Source organism: Pseudomonas sp. LBUM1647 (assembly GCF_059716175.1).
In genome coordinates this window covers 2,348,633-2,370,202 of sequence record NZ_CP166809.1, presented here as the reverse complement: position 1 = coordinate 2,370,202, position 21,570 = coordinate 2,348,633, and the positions used below count along the sequence as shown (strand labels likewise).

At 59.8% G+C, this 21,570-nt stretch carries 15 protein-coding genes; 3 read left to right on the top strand and 12 right to left on the bottom strand.

Features of this window, described 5'->3' with window-relative positions:
* Window positions 1-9: 9 nt before the first annotated feature.
* The 4 genes from ACA059_RS10780 to ACA059_RS10765 are packed head-to-tail and all read right to left on the bottom strand — an operon-like array spanning window position 10 to window position 3,888.
* Window positions 10-804, bottom strand: coding sequence for a carbohydrate ABC transporter permease (locus tag ACA059_RS10780; protein WP_415760795.1), 795 nt, complete (start codon window positions 802-804; stop codon window positions 10-12).
* A gap of 29 nt (window positions 805-833) precedes the next feature.
* Window positions 834-1,700 (bottom strand): carbohydrate ABC transporter permease, encoded by an 867-nt coding sequence (locus ACA059_RS10775; RefSeq protein ID WP_129436920.1) that lies wholly within the window; start codon window positions 1,698-1,700, stop codon window positions 834-836.
* A gap of 2 nt (window positions 1,701-1,702) precedes the next feature.
* Entirely contained in the window at window positions 1,703-2,794 is a 1,092-nt protein-coding gene (locus tag ACA059_RS10770) for an ABC transporter ATP-binding protein (protein WP_497633763.1), read from the bottom strand.
* A complete protein-coding gene (locus tag ACA059_RS10765) occupies window positions 2,794-3,888 on the bottom strand; it encodes an ABC transporter ATP-binding protein (protein ID WP_415757106.1) in 1,095 nt (364 codons plus the stop codon). The genes ACA059_RS10770 and ACA059_RS10765 overlap by 1 nt, the downstream gene beginning before the upstream one ends.
* A gap of 397 nt (window positions 3,889-4,285) precedes the next feature.
* Between ACA059_RS10765 and ACA059_RS10760 the strand changes: the two genes are divergently transcribed.
* Window positions 4,286-6,121, top strand: a complete 1,836-nt coding sequence (locus ACA059_RS10760) for a sigma-54-dependent Fis family transcriptional regulator (protein WP_497633762.1) — start codon at window positions 4,286-4,288, stop codon at window positions 6,119-6,121.
* Between the two features lie 172 nt (window positions 6,122-6,293).
* Here the strand turns inward: ACA059_RS10760 and cysS are convergent, their stop codons facing one another.
* On the bottom strand, window positions 6,294-7,676 hold the full coding sequence (cysS, locus tag ACA059_RS10755) for a cysteine--tRNA ligase (protein WP_475269212.1): 1,383 nt from the start codon (window positions 7,674-7,676) through the stop codon (window positions 6,294-6,296).
* A gap of 15 nt (window positions 7,677-7,691) precedes the next feature.
* Complete coding sequence (locus ACA059_RS10750; RefSeq protein WP_497633761.1) at window positions 7,692-9,389, bottom strand: glutamine--tRNA ligase/YqeY domain fusion protein; 1,698 nt, start codon at window positions 9,387-9,389, stop codon at window positions 7,692-7,694.
* Window positions 9,390-9,649: 260 nt separating this feature from the next.
* Here ACA059_RS10750 and ACA059_RS10745 point away from each other — a divergent pair, with 260 nt between their 5' ends.
* Together ACA059_RS10745 and lpxH are read left to right on the top strand one after the other, a co-directional pair.
* Window positions 9,650-10,153 (top strand): peptidylprolyl isomerase, encoded by a 504-nt coding sequence (locus ACA059_RS10745; RefSeq protein WP_128869400.1) that lies wholly within the window; start codon window positions 9,650-9,652, stop codon window positions 10,151-10,153.
* Complete coding sequence (lpxH, locus tag ACA059_RS10740) at window positions 10,150-10,902, top strand: UDP-2,3-diacylglucosamine diphosphatase (protein ID WP_497633760.1); 753 nt, start codon at window positions 10,150-10,152, stop codon at window positions 10,900-10,902. The genes ACA059_RS10745 and lpxH overlap by 4 nt, the downstream gene beginning before the upstream one ends.
* A 126-nt stretch (window positions 10,903-11,028) precedes the next feature.
* Here lpxH and ACA059_RS10735 read toward each other — a convergent pair whose 3' ends face one another.
* From ACA059_RS10735 to ACA059_RS10710, 6 genes are all read right to left on the bottom strand, one after another.
* A complete protein-coding gene (locus ACA059_RS10735) occupies window positions 11,029-12,558 on the bottom strand; it encodes a DHA2 family efflux MFS transporter permease subunit (protein WP_497633759.1) in 1,530 nt (509 codons plus the stop codon).
* Window positions 12,559-12,774: 216 nt separating this feature from the next.
* Window positions 12,775-13,992: an HlyD family secretion protein gene (locus ACA059_RS10730; protein ID WP_497633758.1), complete on the bottom strand. Its 1,218-nt coding sequence runs from the start codon at window positions 13,990-13,992 to the stop codon at window positions 12,775-12,777.
* Window positions 13,993-14,007: 15 nt separating this feature from the next.
* The gene (locus tag ACA059_RS10725) at window positions 14,008-15,477 is read right to left on the bottom strand and encodes an efflux transporter outer membrane subunit (protein WP_497633757.1); all 1,470 of its coding nucleotides are present in this window, start codon (window positions 15,475-15,477) and stop codon (window positions 14,008-14,010) included.
* Complete coding sequence (locus ACA059_RS10720; protein WP_134422670.1) at window positions 15,474-15,947, bottom strand: MarR family winged helix-turn-helix transcriptional regulator; 474 nt, start codon at window positions 15,945-15,947, stop codon at window positions 15,474-15,476. Before ACA059_RS10720 ends, ACA059_RS10725 begins: the two co-directional genes overlap by 4 nt.
* 213 nt (window positions 15,948-16,160) lie before the next feature.
* Entirely contained in the window at window positions 16,161-19,835 is a 3,675-nt protein-coding gene (locus ACA059_RS10715; RefSeq protein WP_497633756.1) for a translocation/assembly module TamB domain-containing protein, read from the bottom strand.
* Entirely contained in the window at window positions 19,832-21,559 is a 1,728-nt protein-coding gene (locus ACA059_RS10710) for an autotransporter assembly complex protein TamA (RefSeq protein WP_497633755.1), read from the bottom strand. Before ACA059_RS10710 ends, ACA059_RS10715 begins: the two co-directional genes overlap by 4 nt.
* Window positions 21,560-21,570 lie beyond the last annotated feature (11 nt).

Sequence of the window (21,570 nt, the reverse complement as noted above, 5' to 3'; positions counted from 1 at the left end):
ATCAGCTCCTCAGACCCGGCCCAGGGCAAAGCCCTTGGCCACGTGGTTGCGAACAAACCAGATCACCAGCATGCCCGGCAGAATGGTCAACACCCCCGCCGCCGCCAGTACGCCCCAGTCGATGCCTGACGCCGAGACCGTGCGCGTCATCACCGCTGCAATCGGTTTAGCGTTGACCGACGTCAGGGTTCGCGCCAGCAGCAGCTCGACCCAGGAAAACATGAAGCAGAAAAACGCCGTCACACCGATCCCGGAACCAATCAGCGGAACGAAAATCTTCACGAAGAACTTGGGAAAACTGTAGCCGTCGATGTAGGCGGTTTCGTCGATTTCCTTGGGCACCCCGGACATGAAACCTTCGAGGATCCACACCGCCAACGGCACGTTAAACAGGCAATGAGCCAGTGCCACCGCGATGTGGGTGTCGAACAAACCGATCGAGGAATACAGCTGGAAGAACGGCAACAGGAACACCGCCGGCGGCGCCATACGGTTGGTCAACAGCCAGAAAAACAGGTGCTTGTCACCGAGGAACCGATAGCGCGAGAACGCATACGCCGCCGGCAATGCCACGCTCAGCGAAATCACCGTGTTCAGGCTCACGTAGTACAGCGAGTTGAGGTAACCGGTGTACCAGGCCGGATCGGTGAAGATCACCTTGTAGTTGGCGAAGGTGAAATCCTGCGGAAACAACGTTAGGCCGCTGAGGATTTCGGTGTTGCTCTTGAAGGACATGTTCAGCAGCCAGTAGATCGGCACCAGCAGGAACAGGATGTAAATCAGCAGTGGAATCACTTTTTTCATAGGGGTAAGACGCTTGCTCATGGCAGACCTCAGCGGTTGGCGTCAGAGTGAGTCATGGCCGTATAGAACAGCCAGGACACCAACAAGATGATCAGGAAGTACACCAGCGAGAAAGCCGCCGCCGGGCCGAGGTCGAACTGCCCGATCGCCATTTGCGTCAGGGTCTGACTCAAGAAAGTCGTGGCATTCCCCGGACCGCCACCGGTCAGCACAAACGGCTCGGTGTAGATCATGAAACTGTCCATGAACCGCAGCATCACCGCGATCAGCAATACGCTCTTGAGCTTGGGCAACTGGATGTGTCGGAAAACCGCCCAGGCCGATGCCCGATCAATCCGTGCCGCCTGGTAATACACGTCCGGAATTGCCCGCAGCCCCGAGAAACACAACAGCGCCACCAACGACGTCCAGTGCCAGACGTCCATCACCAGCACCGTGACCCAGGCGTCCATGGTGTTGGCCGCATAGTTGTAGTTCAGACCCATGGCCTTGAGGCTGGCGCCGAGCAGACCAATGTCCGCCCGACCGAAGATCTGCCAGATGGTGCCGACCACGTTCCACGGAATCAGCAATGGAATCGCCAGAATGATCAGCACCAGCGACGACCAGCGACCCTTGGTCGGCATGGTCAGGGCGATGGCGATGCCCAGCGGGATTTCGATCAGCAGCACACAGCCGGAGTAGATGAACTGGCGCAGTAATGAGTCATGCAGGCGCGGATCGAGCAGCACTTGCTTGTACCAGTCGGCGCCGACGAAGTAGCGGCTGGACTGGTCGAAGATGTCCTGCACCGAGTAGTTGACCACCGTCATCATCGGGATCACCGCACTGAACGCCACCAGCAAAAACACCGGCAACACCAGCCACCAGGCCTTGTTGTTCTGCACCTTGTTCATGGCTACGTCTCCAAGAGATATTCGTCGGCATACACCATCAACCATTGAGCCGGGAAGCTGATGTAGGCGGTTCCCTCAGGCACTGGCTTGTCTTCGGCCAAGCGCACTTTCAAAGGGGCGCCGTCGAGGTTCAGGGTCATGATCTTGTAGGTGCCAAGGTCTTCGACGTGTACGACCTGTGCCTGCATCGCCTCATCAAACGGCTCGTCCCACACGTGCACGAACTCCGGACGGATACCGACTTTCAGGGTTTTCCACTCGGACTCGGCGATGCGTTTCTGTTGAGGATCGGAAAGTGGCAAATGAGTCGAGGCGAAACCGACACCGCCTGGCTGCGGCTGAACCTCGATCAGGTTCATCCCCGGACTGCCGATGAAATAGCCGACAAAGGTGTGGCTCGGCCGCTCGAACAGTTCTCGCGGCGTACCGAATTGCACAATCTGCCCGCCGTACATCACCGCGATCTTGTCGGCAAAGGTCGAGGCCTCCAGTTGATCGTGGGTGACGTAGACCATGGTGATGTTGAACTGCTCGTGGATCTGCTTGAGCTTGCGCCGCAGCTTCCACTTCAGGTGCGGGTCAATCACCGTTAGCGGCTCATCGAAGAGGATCGCCGACACGTCATCGCGCACCAGCCCGCGGCCCATGGAAACTTTCTGTTTTTCATCGGCGGTGAGGTTGCGCGCCTTCTTGCTCAGCAGTGCCTGGAGATCGAGTACTTCGGCGATTTCCTGCACCTTGCTGTGAATTTTCGCCTCGGCCATGCCCTGATTACGCAGCGGGAAGGCCAGGTTGTCGAACACCGTCATGGTGTCGTAGACCACCGGAAACTGGAAAACCTGGGCGATGTTGCGCTTCTCGGGGGTCAGGTCGTTGACCACTTTGCTGTCGAACAGCACCTGGCCCTGGGACGGACTGAGCAATCCGGAAATGATGTTGAGCAAGGTCGACTTGCCGCAGCCCGAAGGCCCGAGCAAGGCATAGGCACCGCCCTGCTCCCAGACGTGATCCATTTCGCGAATCGCGTAATCCTCGGGGCCGGTCGGCGTGCGGGTGTAACTGTGGGCAAGGTGCTGCAAGCGGATTTCGGCCATCAGGCAACCCTCGCGATACGGCGACCGGGCGCCTGGACCAGCCGCCCCTGTGTATCGAAGACAAACAGTTTATGGGTCGGGATATAGATGCGAATCGGCGCATCGACGTCGTATTCGTGGACGCCCGGCAAGTGCAGCACCAGCAGGAAATGTTCGTTGCGCACGTGCAGGAAGGTTTCCGACCCGCTGATCTCGGCCACCTCGACGGTCACTGCCAGTTCCAGGTCATCATCGTTGCTCGGCACCAGCGAAATATGGCTGGGCCGTACGCCAAAGCGGAACTCGCCCTCGCCCACCGGCCGCAAATCGACGTTGAGCGGGAAGTGCACGAAATTGGCGAAGCTGACTTCATTGCCGGCGATACGCCCCGGCATCAGGTTGATCGGCGGCTCGGAGAACAGCTCTGCCGCCAGCACGGTTTGCGGCTGGTGATAAACCTCGGAAGACTTGCCGCTCTGAATCACCCGGCCTTCGTGAAGAATGGTGGTGGTGCCGCCCAACGCCAGGGCTTCGTTGGGTTCGGTGGTGGCGTAGATGGCGATGGTGTGGCGAGCCTTGAACAGCTCGCGCATTTCCTGACGCAGTTCTTCGCGCAGTTTGTAGTCGAGGTTCACCAGCGGTTCGTCGAACAGAATCAGCTCGGCATCCTTGACCAGCGCCCGGGCCATCGCCGTGCGCTGTTGCTGACCACCGGAGAGTTCAAGCGGATGGCGCTGGAGGAATTTCTCGATGCGCAGCATCTTGGCGGTTTCCAGCACTTTGCTCTGGATCAGCTCATTGGACACACCGCCCTGGCGCAAGGGCGAGGCGATGTTCTCGAACACCGTCATGGTCGGGTAGTTGATGAACTGCTGATAGACCATCGACACATTGCGCAAACGCACCGGGCGCTGGGTGACGTCGACGCCGTTCATCAGGATGCGGCCGCTGTCGGGCTTGTCCAGACCGGCCATCAGGCGCATGAGACTGGTTTTGCCGGACAGCGTGCGCCCGAGCAAAACGTTGAAGGATCCGGCTTCGAAACTAAGGCACGCATCGTCGATCCAGGTCTGGCCCTCGACGGTGCGGCTGACGTGCTCCAGGGTTAATGACATGGCTCGGCCTTTTTATTATTGGAGTCAAGCGACCGGAGCTACAGAGCGACATTCGTGCCAGAAATTGCAAGCCGTTGATCCGGCTTGAAAATCCTGAAAATGGAAGAAAAACTGCGTTCGTTGCTGAACAGAAATGAACAACCGCGACTGAACAATTGAACAACCCGGCGGTTGACAATGAACAATAGTGAACAACACTCTACGGATGCTTTTGCTTGGCCCGCCTCGATGTACGCGGTCACTGTAGGAGCTGCCGAAGGCTGCGATCTTTTGATCTTCGGCGTATGTTCAGACGCTTAAAATCAAAAGATCGCAGCCTACGGCAGCTCCTACGGGGGATCGTGGGTGGGCAGAAATTCCATAAAAACAATAAAAGCTTGCTCAGAGATCGACTGCCATGGCCGCACCCGCCTTGCCGCTCTCCCACGACGCCATCATCCAGGACTCCTGGTCCCGATGCCGCGCGTTCGGCCTCAATCATCAGAGCGCACCGGCGTTTGATCAGTTGCCGGCCGAGGGTATTGCGCAATTGCTGGAGAGCCAGCACTCACTGGTGCAAACCACTCACCAGGAAGTCCTGCCGTATTACGAGAACATCCTCAGCAACTCCAACTGCCTGATCATGCTCGCCGACAATCAGGGCCAAGTGCTGACGTCCTGGGGCACCCAGCGTTTTATCGAGCCGAACCTGACCCGCGGTTTCAGCGCCGGTGCCAGCTGGATGGAACGCTGCAGCGGCACCAATGCGATCGGCACCGCCCTGGCCTGCGAGCAGGCGGTGCACATCGAGCACGATGAACATTTCCTCAAGGCCAACCGTTTCATGACCGGCTCCGCCGCACCGATTTTCGATGCCGAACGCAAGGTCATCGCGGTGCTGGATGTGTCCAGCGACAGCTACCTGCCGCCGTCCCACACGCTCGGCATGGTCAAGATGATGAGTCAGACCGTGGAAAACCGGCTGATCCTCAACCTGTTCCATGGACAGCATTTCCAGCTGACCTTCAACACCGGGCTGAACAACCTCGACAGTCAATGGGCCGGGCTGCTGATCTTTGACGAAACCGGCCAGGTGCTGTCTGCCAACCGCAGGGCTGACAATCTGCTGGGCATCAGTCTGTCGCGGGTCAGTGTCGAAAGCCTGTTCAAGGTCTCGCTGCTGGAGTTGTTGAACCAGCCGGACGGCCTGCCCTTCGCCTTGCAAACCTCAGGACGCAACCGCTTCCAGTGCCTGTTGAAGCGGCCGAAACAGACAGTGATTCAGGCGCGGCTGTTTGTCGAAGCCACGGTGGCGACACCGGCCGCGATCAGCCTCAATACCCTGCATTTCGGTGACAGCCGCGTGGAAAAAGCCGTGCGCCAGGCCGAGCGGTTGCTGGAAAAAGACATTCCGTTGTTGATCCACGGCGAAACCGGGGTCGGCAAGGAAGTCTTCGTCAAAGCCCTGCATCAGGCCAGCTCTCGGAGCAAAAAACCCTTCATTGCCGTCAACTGTGCAGCCATCCCCGCCGAATTGGTTGAATCCGAGCTGTTCGGCTACGAGAAAGGTGCGTTCACCGGTGCCAATCAGAAAGGCAGCATCGGGCTGATTCGCAAGGCCGACAAAGGCACCCTGTTCCTTGATGAAATCGGCGATATGCCGTTGCCGACTCAGGCTCGGCTGCTGCGAGTGTTGCAGGAGCGTTGCGTGCAACCAGTAGGCAGCAGCGAGTTGTTCCCGGTGGATATCCGGATTATTTCGGCAACCAACCGCTCGTTGCGCGAGCAGGTTCAGTTGGGGCGCTTCCGCGAGGATTTGTATTACCGGATTGGTGGTTTGACCCTGGAACTGCCGCCGTTAAGAGAACGCAGTGATAAAGAGGCCTTGTTCAAACGTCTGTGGGAACAGCACCGCGAACCGAGCCAATGGGCGGGTTTGAGCAGAGAGGTATTGGAGTTGTTCGGCCGCCACCCGTGGCCGGGGAATTTAAGGCAGGTCAGCAGCGTGATGCAGGTGGCGCTGGCCATGGCCGAGGAACAACCCGTGCGGCCGGAGCATTTACCGGATGATTTCTTTGTTGATTTGGAGATGGAGCCGATAGATTTGTCGGAGCCGTTGGCGGTGGATTTGAATGATGCCGAGGACTTGAATCGGCAGTTGCAGGCGGCTGGGGGGAATATTTCGCATTTGGCTCGGCGACTTGGGGTTAGTCGCAATACCCTTTACAAGCGGTTGCGCCAGTTGGAAGGTTAAAAGCGAAGATCAAAAGATCGCAGCCTTCGGCAGCTCCTACACAGGTACGCGTCCAACCGCATCATTGTGGGCGAACATAATCCTGTAGGAGCTGCCGAAGGCTGCGATCTTTTGATCTTGAACCAAACAAAAACCCGCACAAGGCGGGTTTTGTTTGTAACGAACGCAGCAATCAGTCAGCCAATCGCCAGGTCGTCCCACCCTTCCCGTCTTCCAGCACCACGCCCATGGCGGTGAGCTGGTCGCGGATGCGGTCGGATTCGGCCCAGTCTTTACCAGCACGAGCCGCCAGACGCGCGGCAATCAACGCATCAACCTCAGCCGCATCAACCCGCCCTTCAGCGCCGGCCTGCAGGAAGTCATCCGCTTCGAGTTGCAACACACCCAGCACACTCGCCAATTCCTTCAAGCGCGCTGCCAGACCCGCCGCCGCATCGAGATCGCTCTCACGCAGACGATTGATCTCACGAACCATCTCGAACAGCACCGCACACGCTTCCGGCGTGCCAAAGTCGTCGTTCATCACCTGGGTGAAGCGCTCGACGAAGGCTTCGCCGCCAGCAGGCGCGACGCTCGGCAGGCCTTTCAACGCGTGGTAGAAACGCTCGAGTGCGCCTTTGGCGTCCTTGAGGTTGTCTTCCGAGTAGTTGATTGCGCTGCGGTAGTGGCTCGACACCAGCAGGTAACGCACGACTTCCGGGTGGTACTTTTCCAGCACGTCGCGAATGGTGAAGAAGTTGTTCAAGGACTTGGACATCTTCTCGCCATTGATGCGAATCATGCCGCAATGCATCCACGCGTTGGCGTAGGTCTTGCCGGTGGCCGCTTCGCTCTGGGCGATTTCGTTTTCGTGGTGCGGGAACTCAAGGTCGCTGCCGCCGCCATGAATGTCGAAGGTCTCGCCGAGGCAGCAGGTGGACATCACCGAGCACTCGATGTGCCAGCCCGGACGACCGTCGCCCCAAGGCGAAGGCCAGCTCGGTTCGCCCGGCTTGGCGCCCTTCCACAGCACGAAGTCCAGCGGGTCCTGCTTGGACTCGTCGACTTCGATCCGCGCGCCGATGCGCAGGTCTTCGATTTTCTTGCGCGACAGCTTGCCGTAGCCCATGAACTTGGCGACGCGGTAATACACGTCGCCATTGCCCGGGGCGTAGGCGTAACCCTTGTCGATCAGGGTCTGGATCATGGTCTGCATGCCAGCGATGTGATCGGTGGCCCGCGGTTCCATGTCCGGCTTGAGGATATTGAGGCGCGCCTCGTCCTCGTGCATTGCGGTGATCATGCGCTCGGTCAGCACATCGAACGGCTCGCCGTTCTCCTTGGCCCGATTGATGATCTTGTCTTCAATGTCGGTGATGTTGCGCACATAAGTCAGGTTATAACCGCTGAACCGCAACCAGCGGGTCACCAGGTCAAACGCGACCATGCTGCGGCCGTGGCCAATGTGGCAGTAGTCGTACACGGTCATCCCGCAGACGTACATGCGCACATTGTTGCCATCCAGAGGCTTGAAGACTTCTTTGCTCTTGGTGAGCGTGTTGTAGATCGTAAGCACTTTATGTTCCTTGAATCACTGGCCCCACGAATCACGCAAGGTCACGGTACGGTTGAATACCGGAGCACCTGGTTTCGAGTCCTTGATATCCGCGACGAAGTAACCTTCGCGCTCGAACTGGAAACGGTCTTCCGGCTGTGCATTGCCCAGCGAGGGTTCAGCACGACAACCGGTGAGGACTTGCAGCGAGTCAGGGTTGATGTTGTCCAGGAAACTGGCGCTGTCTTCGGCCTTCTCAGGGTTGGCCGAACGGAACAGGCGATCGTACAGACGCACTTCACACTCGACGCTGGCCGCAGCCGGCACCCAGTGCACCACGCCTTTGACCTTGCGGCCTTCAGGGTTCTTGCCCAGGGTTTCCGGGTCATACGAGCAACGCAGTTCGACGATGTTGCCATCGGCGTCCTTGATCGCTTCGTCGGCACGGATCACGTAGCTGCCGCGCAGACGCACTTCGCCAGCAGGTTCCAGGCGCTTGTAGCCTTTGGGCGGCTCTTCCATGAAGTCTTCACGGTCGATATAGATCTCACGGGCGAACGGCAGAACGCGCATGCCCATGTCTTCTTTCGGGTGGCACGCCAGTTCGAGGTTCTCTACCTGGCCTTCCGGGTAGTTGGTGATCACGACTTTCAGCGGACGCAGCACGCACATGGCACGCGGGGCGCTGTGGTCGAGGTCGTCACGGATGCTGAATTCGAGCATGCCGAAGTCGACCACGCCGTCGGAACGGTTGGTGCCGATCATTTCGCAGAAATTGCGGATCGATTTCGGCGTGTAACCACGGCGGCGGAAGCCGGACAGCGTGGACATGCGCGGATCGTCCCAGCCATGAACGTGCTTTTCATCGACCAGTTGCTTGAGCTTGCGCTTGCTGGTGATGGTGTAGTTCAAGTTCAGACGGCTGAATTCGTACTGACGCGGCTGCGCCGGCACGGGCAGGTTCTCGAGGAACCACTCGTACAGCGGACGATGGCTTTCGAATTCCAGGGTGCAGATCGAGTGGGTGATGCCTTCGATGGCGTCCGACTGACCGTGGGTGAAGTCGTAGTTCGGGTAGATGCACCACTTGTCACCGGTCTGGTGGTGGTGAGCGTGACGGATGCGATACATGATCGGGTCGCGCAGGTTCATGTTCGGCGAGGCCATGTCGATCTTGGCCCGCAGCACGCGTGCGCCATCCTTGAATTCACCGGCCTTCATGCGGGCGAACCAGTCCAGGTTCTCTTCCACGGAGCGATCGCGGAATGGGCTGTTCTTGCCCGGCTCGGTCAGGCTGCCACGGTATTCCTTGGCCTGTTCAGGGCTCAAGTCATCGACGTAGGCCTTGCCGGCCTTGATCAGCTCAACGGCCCAGTCGTGCAACTGGTCGAAATACTGCGAGGCGTAGCGCACTTCACCGGACCATTCGAAGCCCAGCCATTTGACGTCGCTTTCGATCGCGTCGATGTATTCCTGGTCTTCCTTGGCCGGGTTGGTGTCGTCGAAACGCAGGTGCGTGACGCCGCCAAATTCCTGGGCCAGGCCGAAGTTCACACAAATCGACTTGGCGTGACCAATGTGCAGGTAGCCGTTGGGCTCAGGCGGGAAACGGGTGACGATCTGCGTGTGCTTACCCGAGTCCAGGTCCGCCTGGATGATCGGGCGCAGGAAATTGACCGGCACGGCAGGGCCGGTCTTGGAATTCGAGGTAGGGTCGACAGTGGGCTTGCTCATAGGATCCTTGAACGTACAAGTGCGCGGCCAGTTGGCCAAATCAAAGCGGCGGTTAAAACAAAGGGGCTTATCATAGCCGATGCCGTCAAGTCGCTGACAGAGCAGGCCCGAAAACGGCTGCATTTAATCGGATGCAAATGAAAAACAGCCTCGAAATTCGCGCTTGTCACGCTAAACTGCGCATCTTGGCTGCTGTTGGCCGGACCGGTTGAGGGCCGTAATGCCCCTAAACCCACGAATTCATATCAAGAGTACCGATCATGACCCAAGTCAAACTGACCACCAACCATGGCGACATCGTCCTGGAACTGAACGCTGAAAAGGCACCGCTGACCGTTGCCAACTTCATCGAGTACGTCAAAGCCGGTCACTACGAAAACACTGTTTTCCACCGCGTCATCGGTAACTTCATGATCCAGGGCGGCGGTTTCGAACCAGGCATGAAAGAAAAGAAAGACAAGCGCCCAAGCATCCAGAACGAAGCCGACAACGGCCTGCCGAACGAGAAGTACACCGTTGCCATGGCACGCACCATGGAGCCGCATTCGGCTTCCGCCCAGTTCTTCATCAACGTGGCTGACAACAGCTTCCTGAACCACAGCGCCAAGACCACTCAGGGCTGGGGCTACGCGGTATTCGCCAAAGTCGTTGCAGGCACCGACGTGGTCGACAAGATCAAAGGTGTTTCCACCACCATGAAATCCGGCCACCAGGACGTGCCAGCAGAAGACGTGATCATCGAGAAAGCCGAGATCATTGAGTGATACTGCTGATTTCAGACTTGCATCTGGAAGAGGAGCGCCCGGACATTAGCCGGGCGTTTCTGGATTTGCTCGCCGGACGCGCCCGCTCGGCGAGTGCGTTGTACATCCTGGGCGACTTTTTCGAGGCGTGGATTGGCGACGATGCCATGACGCCGTTCCAGCGTTCCATCTGCCAGGCCCTGCGCGATCTTAGCGACAGCGGCACGGCCATTTTTCTGATGCACGGCAATCGCGACTTCATGCTTGGCCAGGCCTTTTGCAAACAGGCCGGCTGCACGTTGCTGAAGGACCCGAGTGTCGTGCAGTTTTACGGCGAGCCGGTGTTGTTGATGCACGGCGACAGCCTCTGCACCCGCGACGAGGCTTATATGAAGCTGCGTCGCTACCTGCGAAACCCGATCACCCTGTTCATCCTGCGGCACTTGCCTTTGCGGACTCGCCATAAACTCGCGCGCAAGCTGCGCAGTGAAAGCCGTGCGCAGACGCGGATGAAGGCCAATGACATTGTTGATGTCACGCCGGAAGAAGTGCCGCGGATCATGCAGGCCTATGGCGTGAAGACCTTGATCCATGGGCACACCCATCGCCCGGCCATTCACAAGTTGCAGATTGGCGAGCAGGCGGCCAAGCGGATTGTGTTGGGGGATTGGGATCGTCAGGGCTGGGCGTTGCAGGTGGATGAGCAAGGGTTTGCGCTGGCGCCGTTCGACTTCGCCCCGCCGCCACAACTCGCAGCACCCGCTAACTAACTGCCAAACACAAATCCCACTGTAGGAGTGAGCCTGCTCGCGATAGCGGTGTATCAGTCAACAAAGTTGTTGAATGTGATACCGCTATCGCGAGCAGGCTCACTCCTACAATTTGACCGCGGTGGGTCAGTGGCCGCTGACCGCAGGCCCTGCCTTCGCCGCAAACGGCGGTTTCGCCAGCCACACCAGCACAATCAAGCCCATGAATGCCCACCCCAGCAACGTGAAGTAATCCACGGTGGAGAGCATGTACGCCTGACTGGTCAGCACATGATCCAGCTGCGCATACGCCGGATTGCTCGCCCCGCCCAGACTGTTCAACGCATCCCGGGTCGCCGGCTCATAGGTGCTGATGCTTTCACTCATATAGGCGTGGTGCTGATCGGCCCGGCGTATCCAGATCCACGTGGTCAGCGACGCCGCAAAACTGCCGCCCAACGTCCGCAGGAACGTCGCCAGGCCCGCGCCGTCGGCGATCTGGCTCGGTGGCAGGTCCGACATCAGAATGCTCAAGGTCGGCATGAAGAACAGCGCCACGCCAATCCCCATGAACAGCTGCACCAGGGCGATGTGCTGGAAGTCGACTTCGTTGGTAAACCCGGCACGCATGAAGCAGCTCAGGCCAATCGCCAGGAACGCCAGGCCGGCCAGCAGCCGCAGGTCGAATTTGTGTGCGTATTTGCCGACAAACGGCGACATCAGCACCGGCAAAATACCGATCGGCGCCACCGCCAGCCCCGCCCAGGTCGCCGTGTAACCCATCTGGGTTTGCAGCCATTGCGGCAGAATCAGGTTGATCCCGAAGAACCCGGCGTAACCCAACACCAGCACGATGGTGCCGATGCGGAAGTTGCGGTAAGCGAACAGCCGCAGGTTGACCACCGGGTGTTTGTCGGTCATTTCCCAGATCACGAACACCGCCAGCGCTATCACTGAAATGGCCGCGCCGATGAGGATGAAGTTCGACTCGAACCAATCCAGGTCGTTACCCTTGTCGAGGATCACCTGCAAGGCACCGACGCCAATGATCAGGGTGATCAAACCGACGTAATCCATCGGCTGGTAGCTGGTTTCCACCGGCCGCGCCTTGAGTTGCTGGCGCACCACCATCACCGCGAAAACACCGATCGGCACGTTGATAAAGAAGATCCACGGCCAGCTATAGCTGTCGGTAATCCAGCCGCCGAGGATGGGACCGGCAATCGGCGCCACCACCGTGACCATCGCCAGCAATGCCAGGGCCATGCCGCGCCTGGCGGGCGGATAGACGGCAATCAGCAGTGTTTGAGTCATCGGGTACAGGGGACCCGCCACCAGCCCCTGAAGCACCCGAAAGCCAATCAACTCCGGCATCGAGGTCGAGATACCGCACAGAAACGAAGCCAGCACGAACAGAATCGTCGCCCAGAGAAACAGCTTCACCTCACCGAAGCGCCGGCTGAGCCAACCGGTCAGCGGCAGCGCGATGGCGTTGCTCACCGCGAATGAGGTAATCACCCAAGTGCCCTGCTCCGAACTCACTCCGAGGTTGCCGGAAATCGTCGGCAGCGCCACGTTGGCGATGGTGGTGTCGAGCACCTGCATGAAGGTCGCCAGCGACAGGCCGATGGTGCTGAGCATCAGGCTGGGCGGCGTGAAAGAGGCGTTATTGCTCATCGCGAATCCTTTGGAACTGGGCTGGCACGGCGCCTGTTACAGACGCAGCCGACCTTGTGGGAGCGAGCCTTGTGGTGAGGGAGCTTGTGTGGCGAGGGGATTTATCCCCGTTGGTCGCGAAGCGGCCCCAGCACTTCAAAGTCCAATCGCATTAATGAGCTGGCGTCTGCTTCGCAGCCGAACGGGGATAAATCCCCTCGCCACACAGGGTCGGTGTCAGCGCTGGACGGTTTTGCTGACCGCAGCGCTGTTGTCATGGATCAACTGAGTGATCATCGCGTCGGCCTCGGCCAACTGACGGTCATACACATTGGTGCTGAACGAGGCCTTTTGCGGCGGCTGTTGCGCCAGCACCGGGCCGCTCTGGTCTCGCAGGTTCACATCGACCTGAGTCGACAGGCCGACCCGCAACGGGTGCTTGGCCAGTTCTTCGGCGTTGATGTGAATCCGCACCGGCACCCGCTGGACGATCTTGATCCAGTTACCGGTGGCGTTCTGCGCAGGCAACAGGGCAAACGCGCTGCCGGTACCGGCGCCGAGGCTGTCGATGGTGCCGCTGAACTTCACGTCGCTGCCGTAGAGGTCGGCCTGGATGTCCACCGGTTGACCGATGCGCATGTCACGCAGCTGGGTTTCCTTGAAGTTGGCGTCGATCCACAGCTGATCCAGCGGGATCACCGCCATCAATGCGGTGCCCGGCTGGACGCGTTGGCCCAGTTGTACCGAGCGCTTGGCCACGTAACCGGTGACCGGCGCAATCAAGGTGCTGCGGGAGTTGTTCAAGTAAGCCTGACGCAATTGCGCGGCAGCGGACATCACGTCCGGGTGCGACGACACCACGGTGTCATCAACCAGCGCGCTGGTGGTTTTCAGTTGCTGTTTAGCGTTGGCCAGGGCGTTTTGCGCCGAGGTCAAATCGTCTCGAGCGTGGGACAGTTCTTCCTGGGAAATCGCGCCGCCCGCGGCGAGGTTTTTCCGGCGATTGAAGTTGTCCTGAGCCTTCTGCACTTCAGCCTGTTGGGCGTTGACCTGGGCTTTCATGCCGTCGACGTTGCTGTACAAGCCGCGAACCTGACGCACGGTGCGGGCCAGATTGGCCTGGGCACTTTGCAGACCGACTTCGGCGTCGTTCGGGTCGAAGTTGATCAGCACCTGACCTTCATGAACCAGGTCGCCATCGTCGGCACCGATGCTGACCACGGTGCCGGTGACCAGCGGAGTGATTTCCACCACGTTGCCGTTCACATAGGCGTCGTCGGTGCTTTCGTTCCAGCGACCGTAGAATTCGTGATAACCCCAGACGCCGACACCGGCGAGGATCACCACGATCGCGAGCACTACCAGCATGACTTTGCGTTTGCGCGAATTGCTGGTGTCTTCAGCGTTGTCAGACGCTTTATCAGTTGGAGCAGGGGTTGTATCGGCAGTAGCCATGACAAATACCTTGAATTAGTTGTGCTGCGTGGCTGGGGTTGCGTTGGCTGCGGTCAGGGTTTCGCCCTGGAAGCCGCCGCCCAGCGCCTGCATCAGTTGGATCGACAGGTCGATCTGCTCGGCATTCAGGTTGGCCAGCTGACGCTGGGCCTGGAGCAATTGCTGCTCGATGCTGAGCACGTCCAGGTAATTCCCGATGCCGGAACCGTAACGCTGGACCACGGTGTTGTAAGAATCCTGGGCAATGTCGGTGGCGTGCTGCTGAGCGCCGATCTGCCGGCCGATGTCGCGCAACTGGTTGATGGTGTCGCTGACATCACCCAGGGCTTTCACCAGGTTTTTGTTGTACTGCGCCACCGCGAGGTCGTAATCGGCGTCGCGGGAATCGAGGTCGGCACGCAGGCGGCCGCCGTCGAAAATCGGCACCGAGATCGTCGGCGCAATATTGAAGAAGCGACTGGCGGAACCGAACATCGCATCGCCCAGCAAAGATTCGGCACCGGCCGCAGCGCTAAGGTTCAAGTTTGGATAGAACTGGGTTTTGCCGGCGTCGATGTTCTTGCTCGCCGCCTCGACCCGCCAACGCGCAGCCACCAGGTCTGGACGACGACCGAGCAACTCGGCCGGCAGTACCGATGGCAACGCGACAGCGCTGGCCTGGAGGATTTTCGGCCGGGCGATTTCGTTGCCGCGATCCGGGCCTTTACCGAGCAAGACGGCCAAGGCGATTTTCGCGCTTTGCAGGCGTTTTTCGGCGTCGATCAGGCTGGCTTCGGACGTGGCTTCCAGACTCTCGGTTTGCTGGAACTGGTACTGGCTGTCGATCCCCGAGCTCAGGCGACGCTGGCTCAGGTCGAGCATTTGTTTGGTGCGCTTGAGGTCTTCACTGGCCAGGTCATAGACGATATGCGCCTGACCCAGATCGCTATAAGCGCGAGCCACGTCCGCGGACAATGTCAGCTGAGCGGCTTGTTGATCGACTTCGGCAGCACGGGCCTGACCCAGTGCTGCTTCCCAGGCATCACGCTGACCGCCCCAGAGGTCGAAGTTGTAATTGAAACTGGCACTGATGTTGCGCACGGTGGAGTAGGTATCACCCTGCCCGCTTGGGTCCTGATCCCGGGCCAGACGCGAACGGCTGACGCCGGCACTGGCATCGAGGGTCGGCATGCGTGCGGCATCGGCGGCATAGGCGGCGGCGCTGGCTTGGTGAGCGCGGGCGTCGGCGATTTGCATGTCGGGGCTGTCGTGCAGGGCTTCGCGGATCAAGCCGTCGAGCTGTGGGTCGCCGAGGCTTTTCCACCAGTCGCTTTTCGGCCAGGCCGCGGGTGACAGGGTCACACCGCTGAGGGATTGTCCGGCCTTGAGGTTTTTCGCATCGAGGCTCACGCCTTCAGTGGCCAGGCCGCTGTAGCTGGCGCAACCCGCGAGGGTCATGGCCGCCAGCACCAGGCTCAGGCCGGTCCGCAGGGTTTTACTGCTCATTTGTCACCTACCCGCAGCAGGGTGATCGAATCACCGGCTGCCACCAAGATTTTCTTCAGGATCTGTTCCAGGGTTTTCAATTCCTCTGGGGTGATCGCGCCGGCCAGTTCATTCATGGCGTCGGCGCCGATCTCCGGCAGGCGGTCAGTCAACTGCTGGCCTTGCTCGGTCAGCACCAACTGAACCTGACGGCGATCCGCTTCGGAGCGTTGGCGGGCGAGGAAGCCTTTCTGTTCCAGACGGTCGAGCATGCGGGTCATCGAACCGCTGTCCAGCGACAGGTGACGGCACAGCTCAGCCGGCGTATCGACGCCGAACTGGGCCATGATGATCAGCACTTTGAACTGCGCGGCGGTGATGCCGTGGGGTTCCATGTGCGTGTCGATGATCCGGTCCTTGAGCAGCGCCGCGCGCCCGAGCAGGAGGCCGAGATGGCAAGTGTGGAATGCGTCTGGGGTGAAATGTTTCATCTGACCACCAATTAGCTGCCTAGGCAGAGAATGTATGTCGAGATGTTACTGCCTAGGCAGCGAATGTCAACGCAATAGTTAGGCTGCTTTCTATTTAGTTGATAAATGGTGGGTCGCAAAAGCAAAAAGATCGCAGGCTTCGCCAGCTCCTACAGGTTCTTGTGTACACCTGTAGGAGCTGGCGAAGCCTGCGATCTTTTGATCTTGAAGGGGTTAGAAATCCCGCTTGTAGAAGATGTCCAGCGAACTGGCCACGCCGCCCGCCGCTTCGAGGTAGACCTTCTTGCTCAGTTTGTAACGCAGGGCGATGGTGTTGGCCGGCTCGAACACGCCAACGCCATAACGCAGGCTGAGCTTCTCGGAGATATTGCCGCTGGCCACCACGCTGGTTGCATTGCCGCTGCCCTGGGTGTCGAGCTGGAAGTCCTGAATCCCCAGGTTCTTGGCCAAGCCGCTGGTCACCCCCGAACTGCCCATCAAGCCCAACCCGAGGGCCGCTTGAGCCAGCATGTTGTTGTCCTCACCGTTGGTGCTCAGCGGACGCCCCAGCACCAGATAGGACAACGCCTGCTCCTGGCTCATCGCCGGCTCGGAGAAGATCTGGGTCGTCGGCTGCTCGGCACTGCCGCTCAGGCGAATGCCGGCGATCACGTCGTCGGTCTGGCGAATCGCTTCGATGTCCAGATACGGCTGATCGATCGGGCCGGCAAACAGCAAACGCGCCCGGCGCACCGTCAATCGCTGACCGTAGGCACGATAACGCCCATCGTTGAGCCAGAGCTCGCCGCGGGTGTCCATGTTGTCGCCGATGTGCACATGACCTTGCAGGTTGGCGGTCAGGCCAAACCCGGCAAAGCTGAGTTTGTCCTGACCGACCGCCACATCGATGTCCATCGCCATGGCCATCGGGGGTTTGCCCTCTTCGGTCTGCTGACCGACGATCACCGTGTCATCGGACACCTTGACCGTCGACGGCGGCAACTCGCGCACGGTGATCTCGCCTTTCGGCACCAGCACCTTGCCGGCAATCGCCAGTTTGTCGTCCTTCACCGAAATCTTCAGGTCCGGCGCCATTTCCAGCTTGGCGTAAGGCTCGACGGTGACGGGCAATTGCGTGCCTTTGAGCGCCAGATCCACCACCAACGCCTGACCCCAGGCGATGTTGCCGTTCAAGGTGCCCTGCCCGGCCTTGCCGCTTTTCCAGCCGCCGTTCAACTGCACGGTTTCGCCAGCAATCACGGCTTGAAGTTGCAGCGCTTCGAGGTCCATCGGCAGTTCAGGCCCGGAAATCTCGCCGTCGCTGAGCAACAGATTACCGTTGACCTGCGGCGCCAGCAGCGTACCTGCGAGCGTGCCGCTGCCATTCAAGCGTCCGGTCAGTTTCTCGACCATCGGCACGAATGGCCGCGCTACCGACAGGTCCAGTCCATTCAAACGGAATGAGCCGGTCAGTGGCTTGTCCTTCGGTAACGGATTGATCTGCGCCTGGAGCATAAGCTCACCGAGCTTGCCGCCGACGAAAGTGAGGTCAGTGTCGATGCGCTTGGGCGTGAGTTTGCTGTTGAGTTTCAGGGTCTGGTACGGGAAATCCAGCCACTGGTCCTTCTCCTTGATGCGCAACGTGCCGCCGCTGGCATCGACGCTGATCTGGCCGTTCGGGCCACTGGCCGGCAGGTCCAGTTGCAGGTCGGCGTTGAGTCGTCCCTTCCAGGCGAAATCCTTGGGCAACCACTGCGCCAGGCTGTCGATCGGGAACTGTTTGAGGTGATAACGCAGCTTCGGCTCAGGCATCAGACGCTGATCCTCACCGCACAGGCTGGCCGGGCCGGATGTCCAGCAGTGAGCGCCAAAATTGATCTTGCCGTCCGCCAGCCGTTCAAGCTTCGCCGGACCTTGCAGTTTCCAGTCTTGACCGCCGGCCTGGATATCGCCGCTGGCCAGGCGCCCACGCCAATTGCCTTTGTCCAGATTGCCGTCGAGGCCGAGCGCGAGCTTCAGCTTCGGCCCTTGCAGGTCGAGGGTGAGTTTCTGGTTTTTGATATCGCCCTGACCGCTGGCGATCAGCGTGCCCAGTGACGTCTCACCCGCCTGGATGCCGCTGCCCTTGAGGTCGATTTTCGCGCGCTGCGCGCTGTCGAGGGTGGCGTCCAGATTCAGGCTTTGCAGGCGATTGTCTTCGAAAGCCAGTTGCGTGCCTTGCAACCCGAGCTTGCCTTGCGGGGCCTTGAGTGTCCCGGCGACATCGACGCGACCATTGAGCTGACCGCGCAGTTGCGGCCACAGCTGAGCCAGGCGCGGCAGCTTGATATCGATCTGACCGGCGAGCTTCTGTTGCAGGCGGCCCTTGCCGTTGATGCTGTTGTCGCCGAGGCGAATTTGCAACGCGCTGAGATTCCATTGCTCGCCACCGCCATCGGCTTTGGCCTGGATCACTGCCGGTTGGCCGCGCAGTTTGCCTTTGAGATCGAGGTCGGCAGTCAGGCTGAGTTTTTCATTCTTCATCTCGCCCTTGCTGCGCAACGGTCCGGCCAGGATGCCCGGCAACTCCGCGACCCAATACGCCGGGTTGATCGCTGAAAGGTCCAGCGCCGTGTCCCAGGCAATGCCGTCGGCGAATTGCAGGTTCAGGTGCCCTTCGGCCTTGCCCTGCCCGGCTTCGAGTTGAATTTGTTGCAGGTAGATTTTCGTCAGGTCGCCGCTGAACGGGCTGGTCAGGCTGAACGCCCCGGCCGGGCCGTCGAGTGCGGCGTTGAAGTGACCCATGTACTTGCCGTCGGTGTAGGAAACTTCACCGTTGAAACTGCGCAACGCCACTTCTGGCTCGTCGATCAGCGGATAGAGGCGATGCCACGGAAAATCCAGCCAGTCGATTTTTGCGTCGGCACTGAAGCCCTTGCTCCAGTCCAGTTGCCCGGTGAGCTTGAGGCTTTGCTTGTCGTTGGCCGTCAGGTCCAGCGCGGCGATCTGTGCGCCATTGGCGTCAACCTTGCCTTGCAGCACCAGCGCGACCGGGCCGACTTCTGCGGGCAATGTGGCGTTGCCTTGCAGTTGGTAACCGTTTTTCAGGTCGCCGTCGCCGGTGAGTTCCAGTTGGTTGAGTTGTAAGGTGTCCGGCAGATCGGCGCCGGGCTTGAAGCCGTCAGCGGTGATCCGCACCTTGGCCGGCAGGTTTTCCACCAGCGGTTGCAGTTCGCCGGTCAGTTGCCCGTTCAGGTAACCGCTGCTGTCGGCTTTAAGGTTGAGGGTTTTCAGCAGATCGCCGTCGACTTTCAGCGCCAGCGTCCAAGGCCCGGTGCCGGGGGCTGGCAGGGTCAGTTTGCCTTCCGCCTTGAGCGGCCAGTTACCGCTGGGTTGCAGCAGGCCTGAAAGATTCAGACTCAGGTCATCCCTTTGCAAATGAACGGAATCGATCTGCAAGCCTTTGGCCGTCCAGTGCGCCGCCAGTTGCAGGCCCTTGAGTTCTTCGCTGCCGTTGAACAGCAGGCTGCCGACCTGGACATCACCCAATTCGATGGCCAACGGTAACTTCAGATCCGGCAGCTCGATATCGCCGCTGCTGTCTTCATCGGTGCCTGGCGGGAATTGCAGGCTGACTTGATCGGCTTTCAATTGCTCGATGCACAGAGTCATGCGCGTCAGACACAGCGGCGACCAGGCGAAAATCACCTTGTTCAGCTCAACCCGACTGCTGTCCTGCTGCCACAACACACGGTCGGCACTCCACTGTCCGCCCAAACGTCCCTGGAAGTTCTCGACGGTCAAACCCGGCACAAACCCCAGCGCCCAGCGACTGCCGGTTGCCGTGCCCAGCACTGTGGCCACGGTCAGGACGACCAGCATCAGCAGCGCCAGAATCGCCAGCAGCGTTATTTTCAAACCACGATTCACAGCTCAGGCCCCATGGAAAAGTGCAGTCGAATGCCGCCGTCGTCGTCCATCGCATGGGCCAGGTCGAGGCGTATCGGCCCTACCGGAGAAACCCAGCGCACACCGATGCCGACGCCGGTCTTGAGGTCCGGCAGTTCGAGGGTATTGAAGGAGTTGCCTTGGTCGATGAAGGTCGCGACCCGCCATTTTTCGGCGATGGAGTACTGATACTCGACGCTGCCGGCGATCATGTAGCGGCCACCGATGCGGTCGCCCTCGGAGTTTTCCGGGGACAGGCTTTGATAGTCGTAACCGCGCACGCTCTGATCGCCACCGGCGAAGAAGCGCAACGACGGCGGTACCGATTTGTAGCCGTTGGTGGCGCTGCCGCCGACCTGCACCCGACCGAGGAAGCGGTGTTTGTCGAAGACCGTGGTCAAGCCTTTCACCAACGCGGTGCCGTAAAGCAGGTTGGTGTCGGAGCCCAAACCTTCCTTGGCCACTTTGGTCTCGAACTCCAGGCGATAGCCGTTGTGCGGGTCGATGCGATTGTCGCTTTTCAGGTAGGAATAGCTGACGCCAGGCATCAGCAACGTGCTGAGCCCCGAGTCGTCGCCGAGCCTGTATTCCTCGCGCTGCCACTTGAGCGACACCACCCGCTGCCAACCACTGGGCAGCTTGCTGTGCCACTCGGGGCCGACGGTCAGCAGTTTGCTGAGGGAGTCCTTGTCGGCGATTTCTTCATTTTGATAGCCACCGGCGAACCGCAGTTTGTCGGTCAGCGGCGGGTCCAGGGGAATGTCGTAGAACACACCGACGTTCTGTCGGGGCGCCGAGACTTCGGTCTCCCAGCCATAGCTGTGCCCCTGAGGGTTGACCCAGTGCCGGGTCCAGTTGGCCTTGACCCGTGGGCCGACGTCGGTGGAATAACCCAGTCCCAGACCCATGGTCCGTGGTTTGCGGGTTTCGAGTTTGACGTCCACCGGGATCACGTCGTTCTTGGACTCCGTCGGCGCCGCATCCACCCGCACGCTTTCGAAATAGCCGCTCGATTGCATGGCCTGATTGAGCTCGGCGATCAGTTCGGAGTCATAAGGCGCGCCCGTGTTGAATGGCACCATGCGCCGCAGCAGGTCTTCGTCGAACGGCGTGTCACCTTCGAAACTGACCTTACCCAGTGAATAACGCGGGCCGCTGTTGTAGATCAGTTCGATGTCGGCAACGCCGGCTCGCGGGTCGACCGACAATTTCTGGCTGCTGAAATAACCACTGAAAAAACCGTAGCGCGAGGCCTGATTCTGAATCAGGCGCTTGGCGTCTTCGTAATGGCCATGGTTGAGCACTGCGCCGGTTTTCAGCGCATTGCTTTTGGGTACACGGAAGGATTTGAGTGCGGCGGCCGGGCCGTCGATGCGAATAGTGACGTTGCGCAAATGCACCGGCTCGCCGGGATCGATGTTCAGCACCAGGCGAGGCGTCTTGCCGCCCTTCACATCCGAGTCGATCTGCGGCTGGTAGTAACCCAAGGCCTGGGCGGCCTTGCGTGCCTGTTCTTCGGCGCCACGACTGAAGCGCAGCAAGGCTTCCTCGTCACGATCGCCGAGGCTGCCGATATAGCCCTCTATATTGGCTTTCAGTTCATCGTTGGACGGTTTGATCCGAACATCCAATTCACTTTGCGCCAGCGCCGCGCAGCTGGTGATCAGCATCAGCACGCCGCTGGTAATTCTTCCTGGAAACTTCATAGGCGCGGATG

Excerpts from the sequence above, each read along its gene's own strand:
- ACA059_RS10730 (WP_497633758.1), bottom strand. The coding sequence starts at position 13,992 with ATGGCTACTGCCGATACAACCCCTGCTCCAACTGATAAAGCGTCTGAC.
- ACA059_RS10770 (WP_497633763.1), bottom strand. The coding sequence starts at position 2,794 with ATGGCCGAAATCCGCTTGCAGCACCTTGCCCACAGTTACACCCGCACG.
- ACA059_RS10720 (WP_134422670.1), bottom strand. The coding sequence starts at position 15,947 with ATGAAACATTTCACCCCAGACGCATTCCACACTTGCCATCTCGGCCTC.
- ACA059_RS10780 (WP_415760795.1), bottom strand. The coding sequence starts at position 804 with ATGAAAAAAGTGATTCCACTGCTGATTTACATCCTGTTCCTGCTGGTG.
- ACA059_RS10760 (WP_497633762.1), top strand. The coding sequence starts at position 4,286 with ATGGCCGCACCCGCCTTGCCGCTCTCCCACGACGCCATCATCCAGGAC.
- ACA059_RS10775 (WP_129436920.1), bottom strand. The coding sequence starts at position 1,700 with ATGAACAAGGTGCAGAACAACAAGGCCTGGTGGCTGGTGTTGCCGGTG.
- ACA059_RS10735 (WP_497633759.1), bottom strand. The coding sequence starts at position 12,558 with ATGAGCAATAACGCCTCTTTCACGCCGCCCAGCCTGATGCTCAGCACC.
- ACA059_RS10725 (WP_497633757.1), bottom strand. The coding sequence starts at position 15,477 with ATGAGCAGTAAAACCCTGCGGACCGGCCTGAGCCTGGTGCTGGCGGCC.
- ACA059_RS10745 (WP_128869400.1), top strand. The coding sequence starts at position 9,650 with ATGACCCAAGTCAAACTGACCACCAACCATGGCGACATCGTCCTGGAA.
- ACA059_RS10750 (WP_497633761.1), bottom strand. The coding sequence starts at position 9,389 with ATGAGCAAGCCCACTGTCGACCCTACCTCGAATTCCAAGACCGGCCCT.
- ACA059_RS10765 (WP_415757106.1), bottom strand. The coding sequence starts at position 3,888 with ATGTCATTAACCCTGGAGCACGTCAGCCGCACCGTCGAGGGCCAGACC.
- ACA059_RS10710 (WP_497633755.1), bottom strand. The coding sequence starts at position 21,559 with ATGAAGTTTCCAGGAAGAATTACCAGCGGCGTGCTGATGCTGATCACC.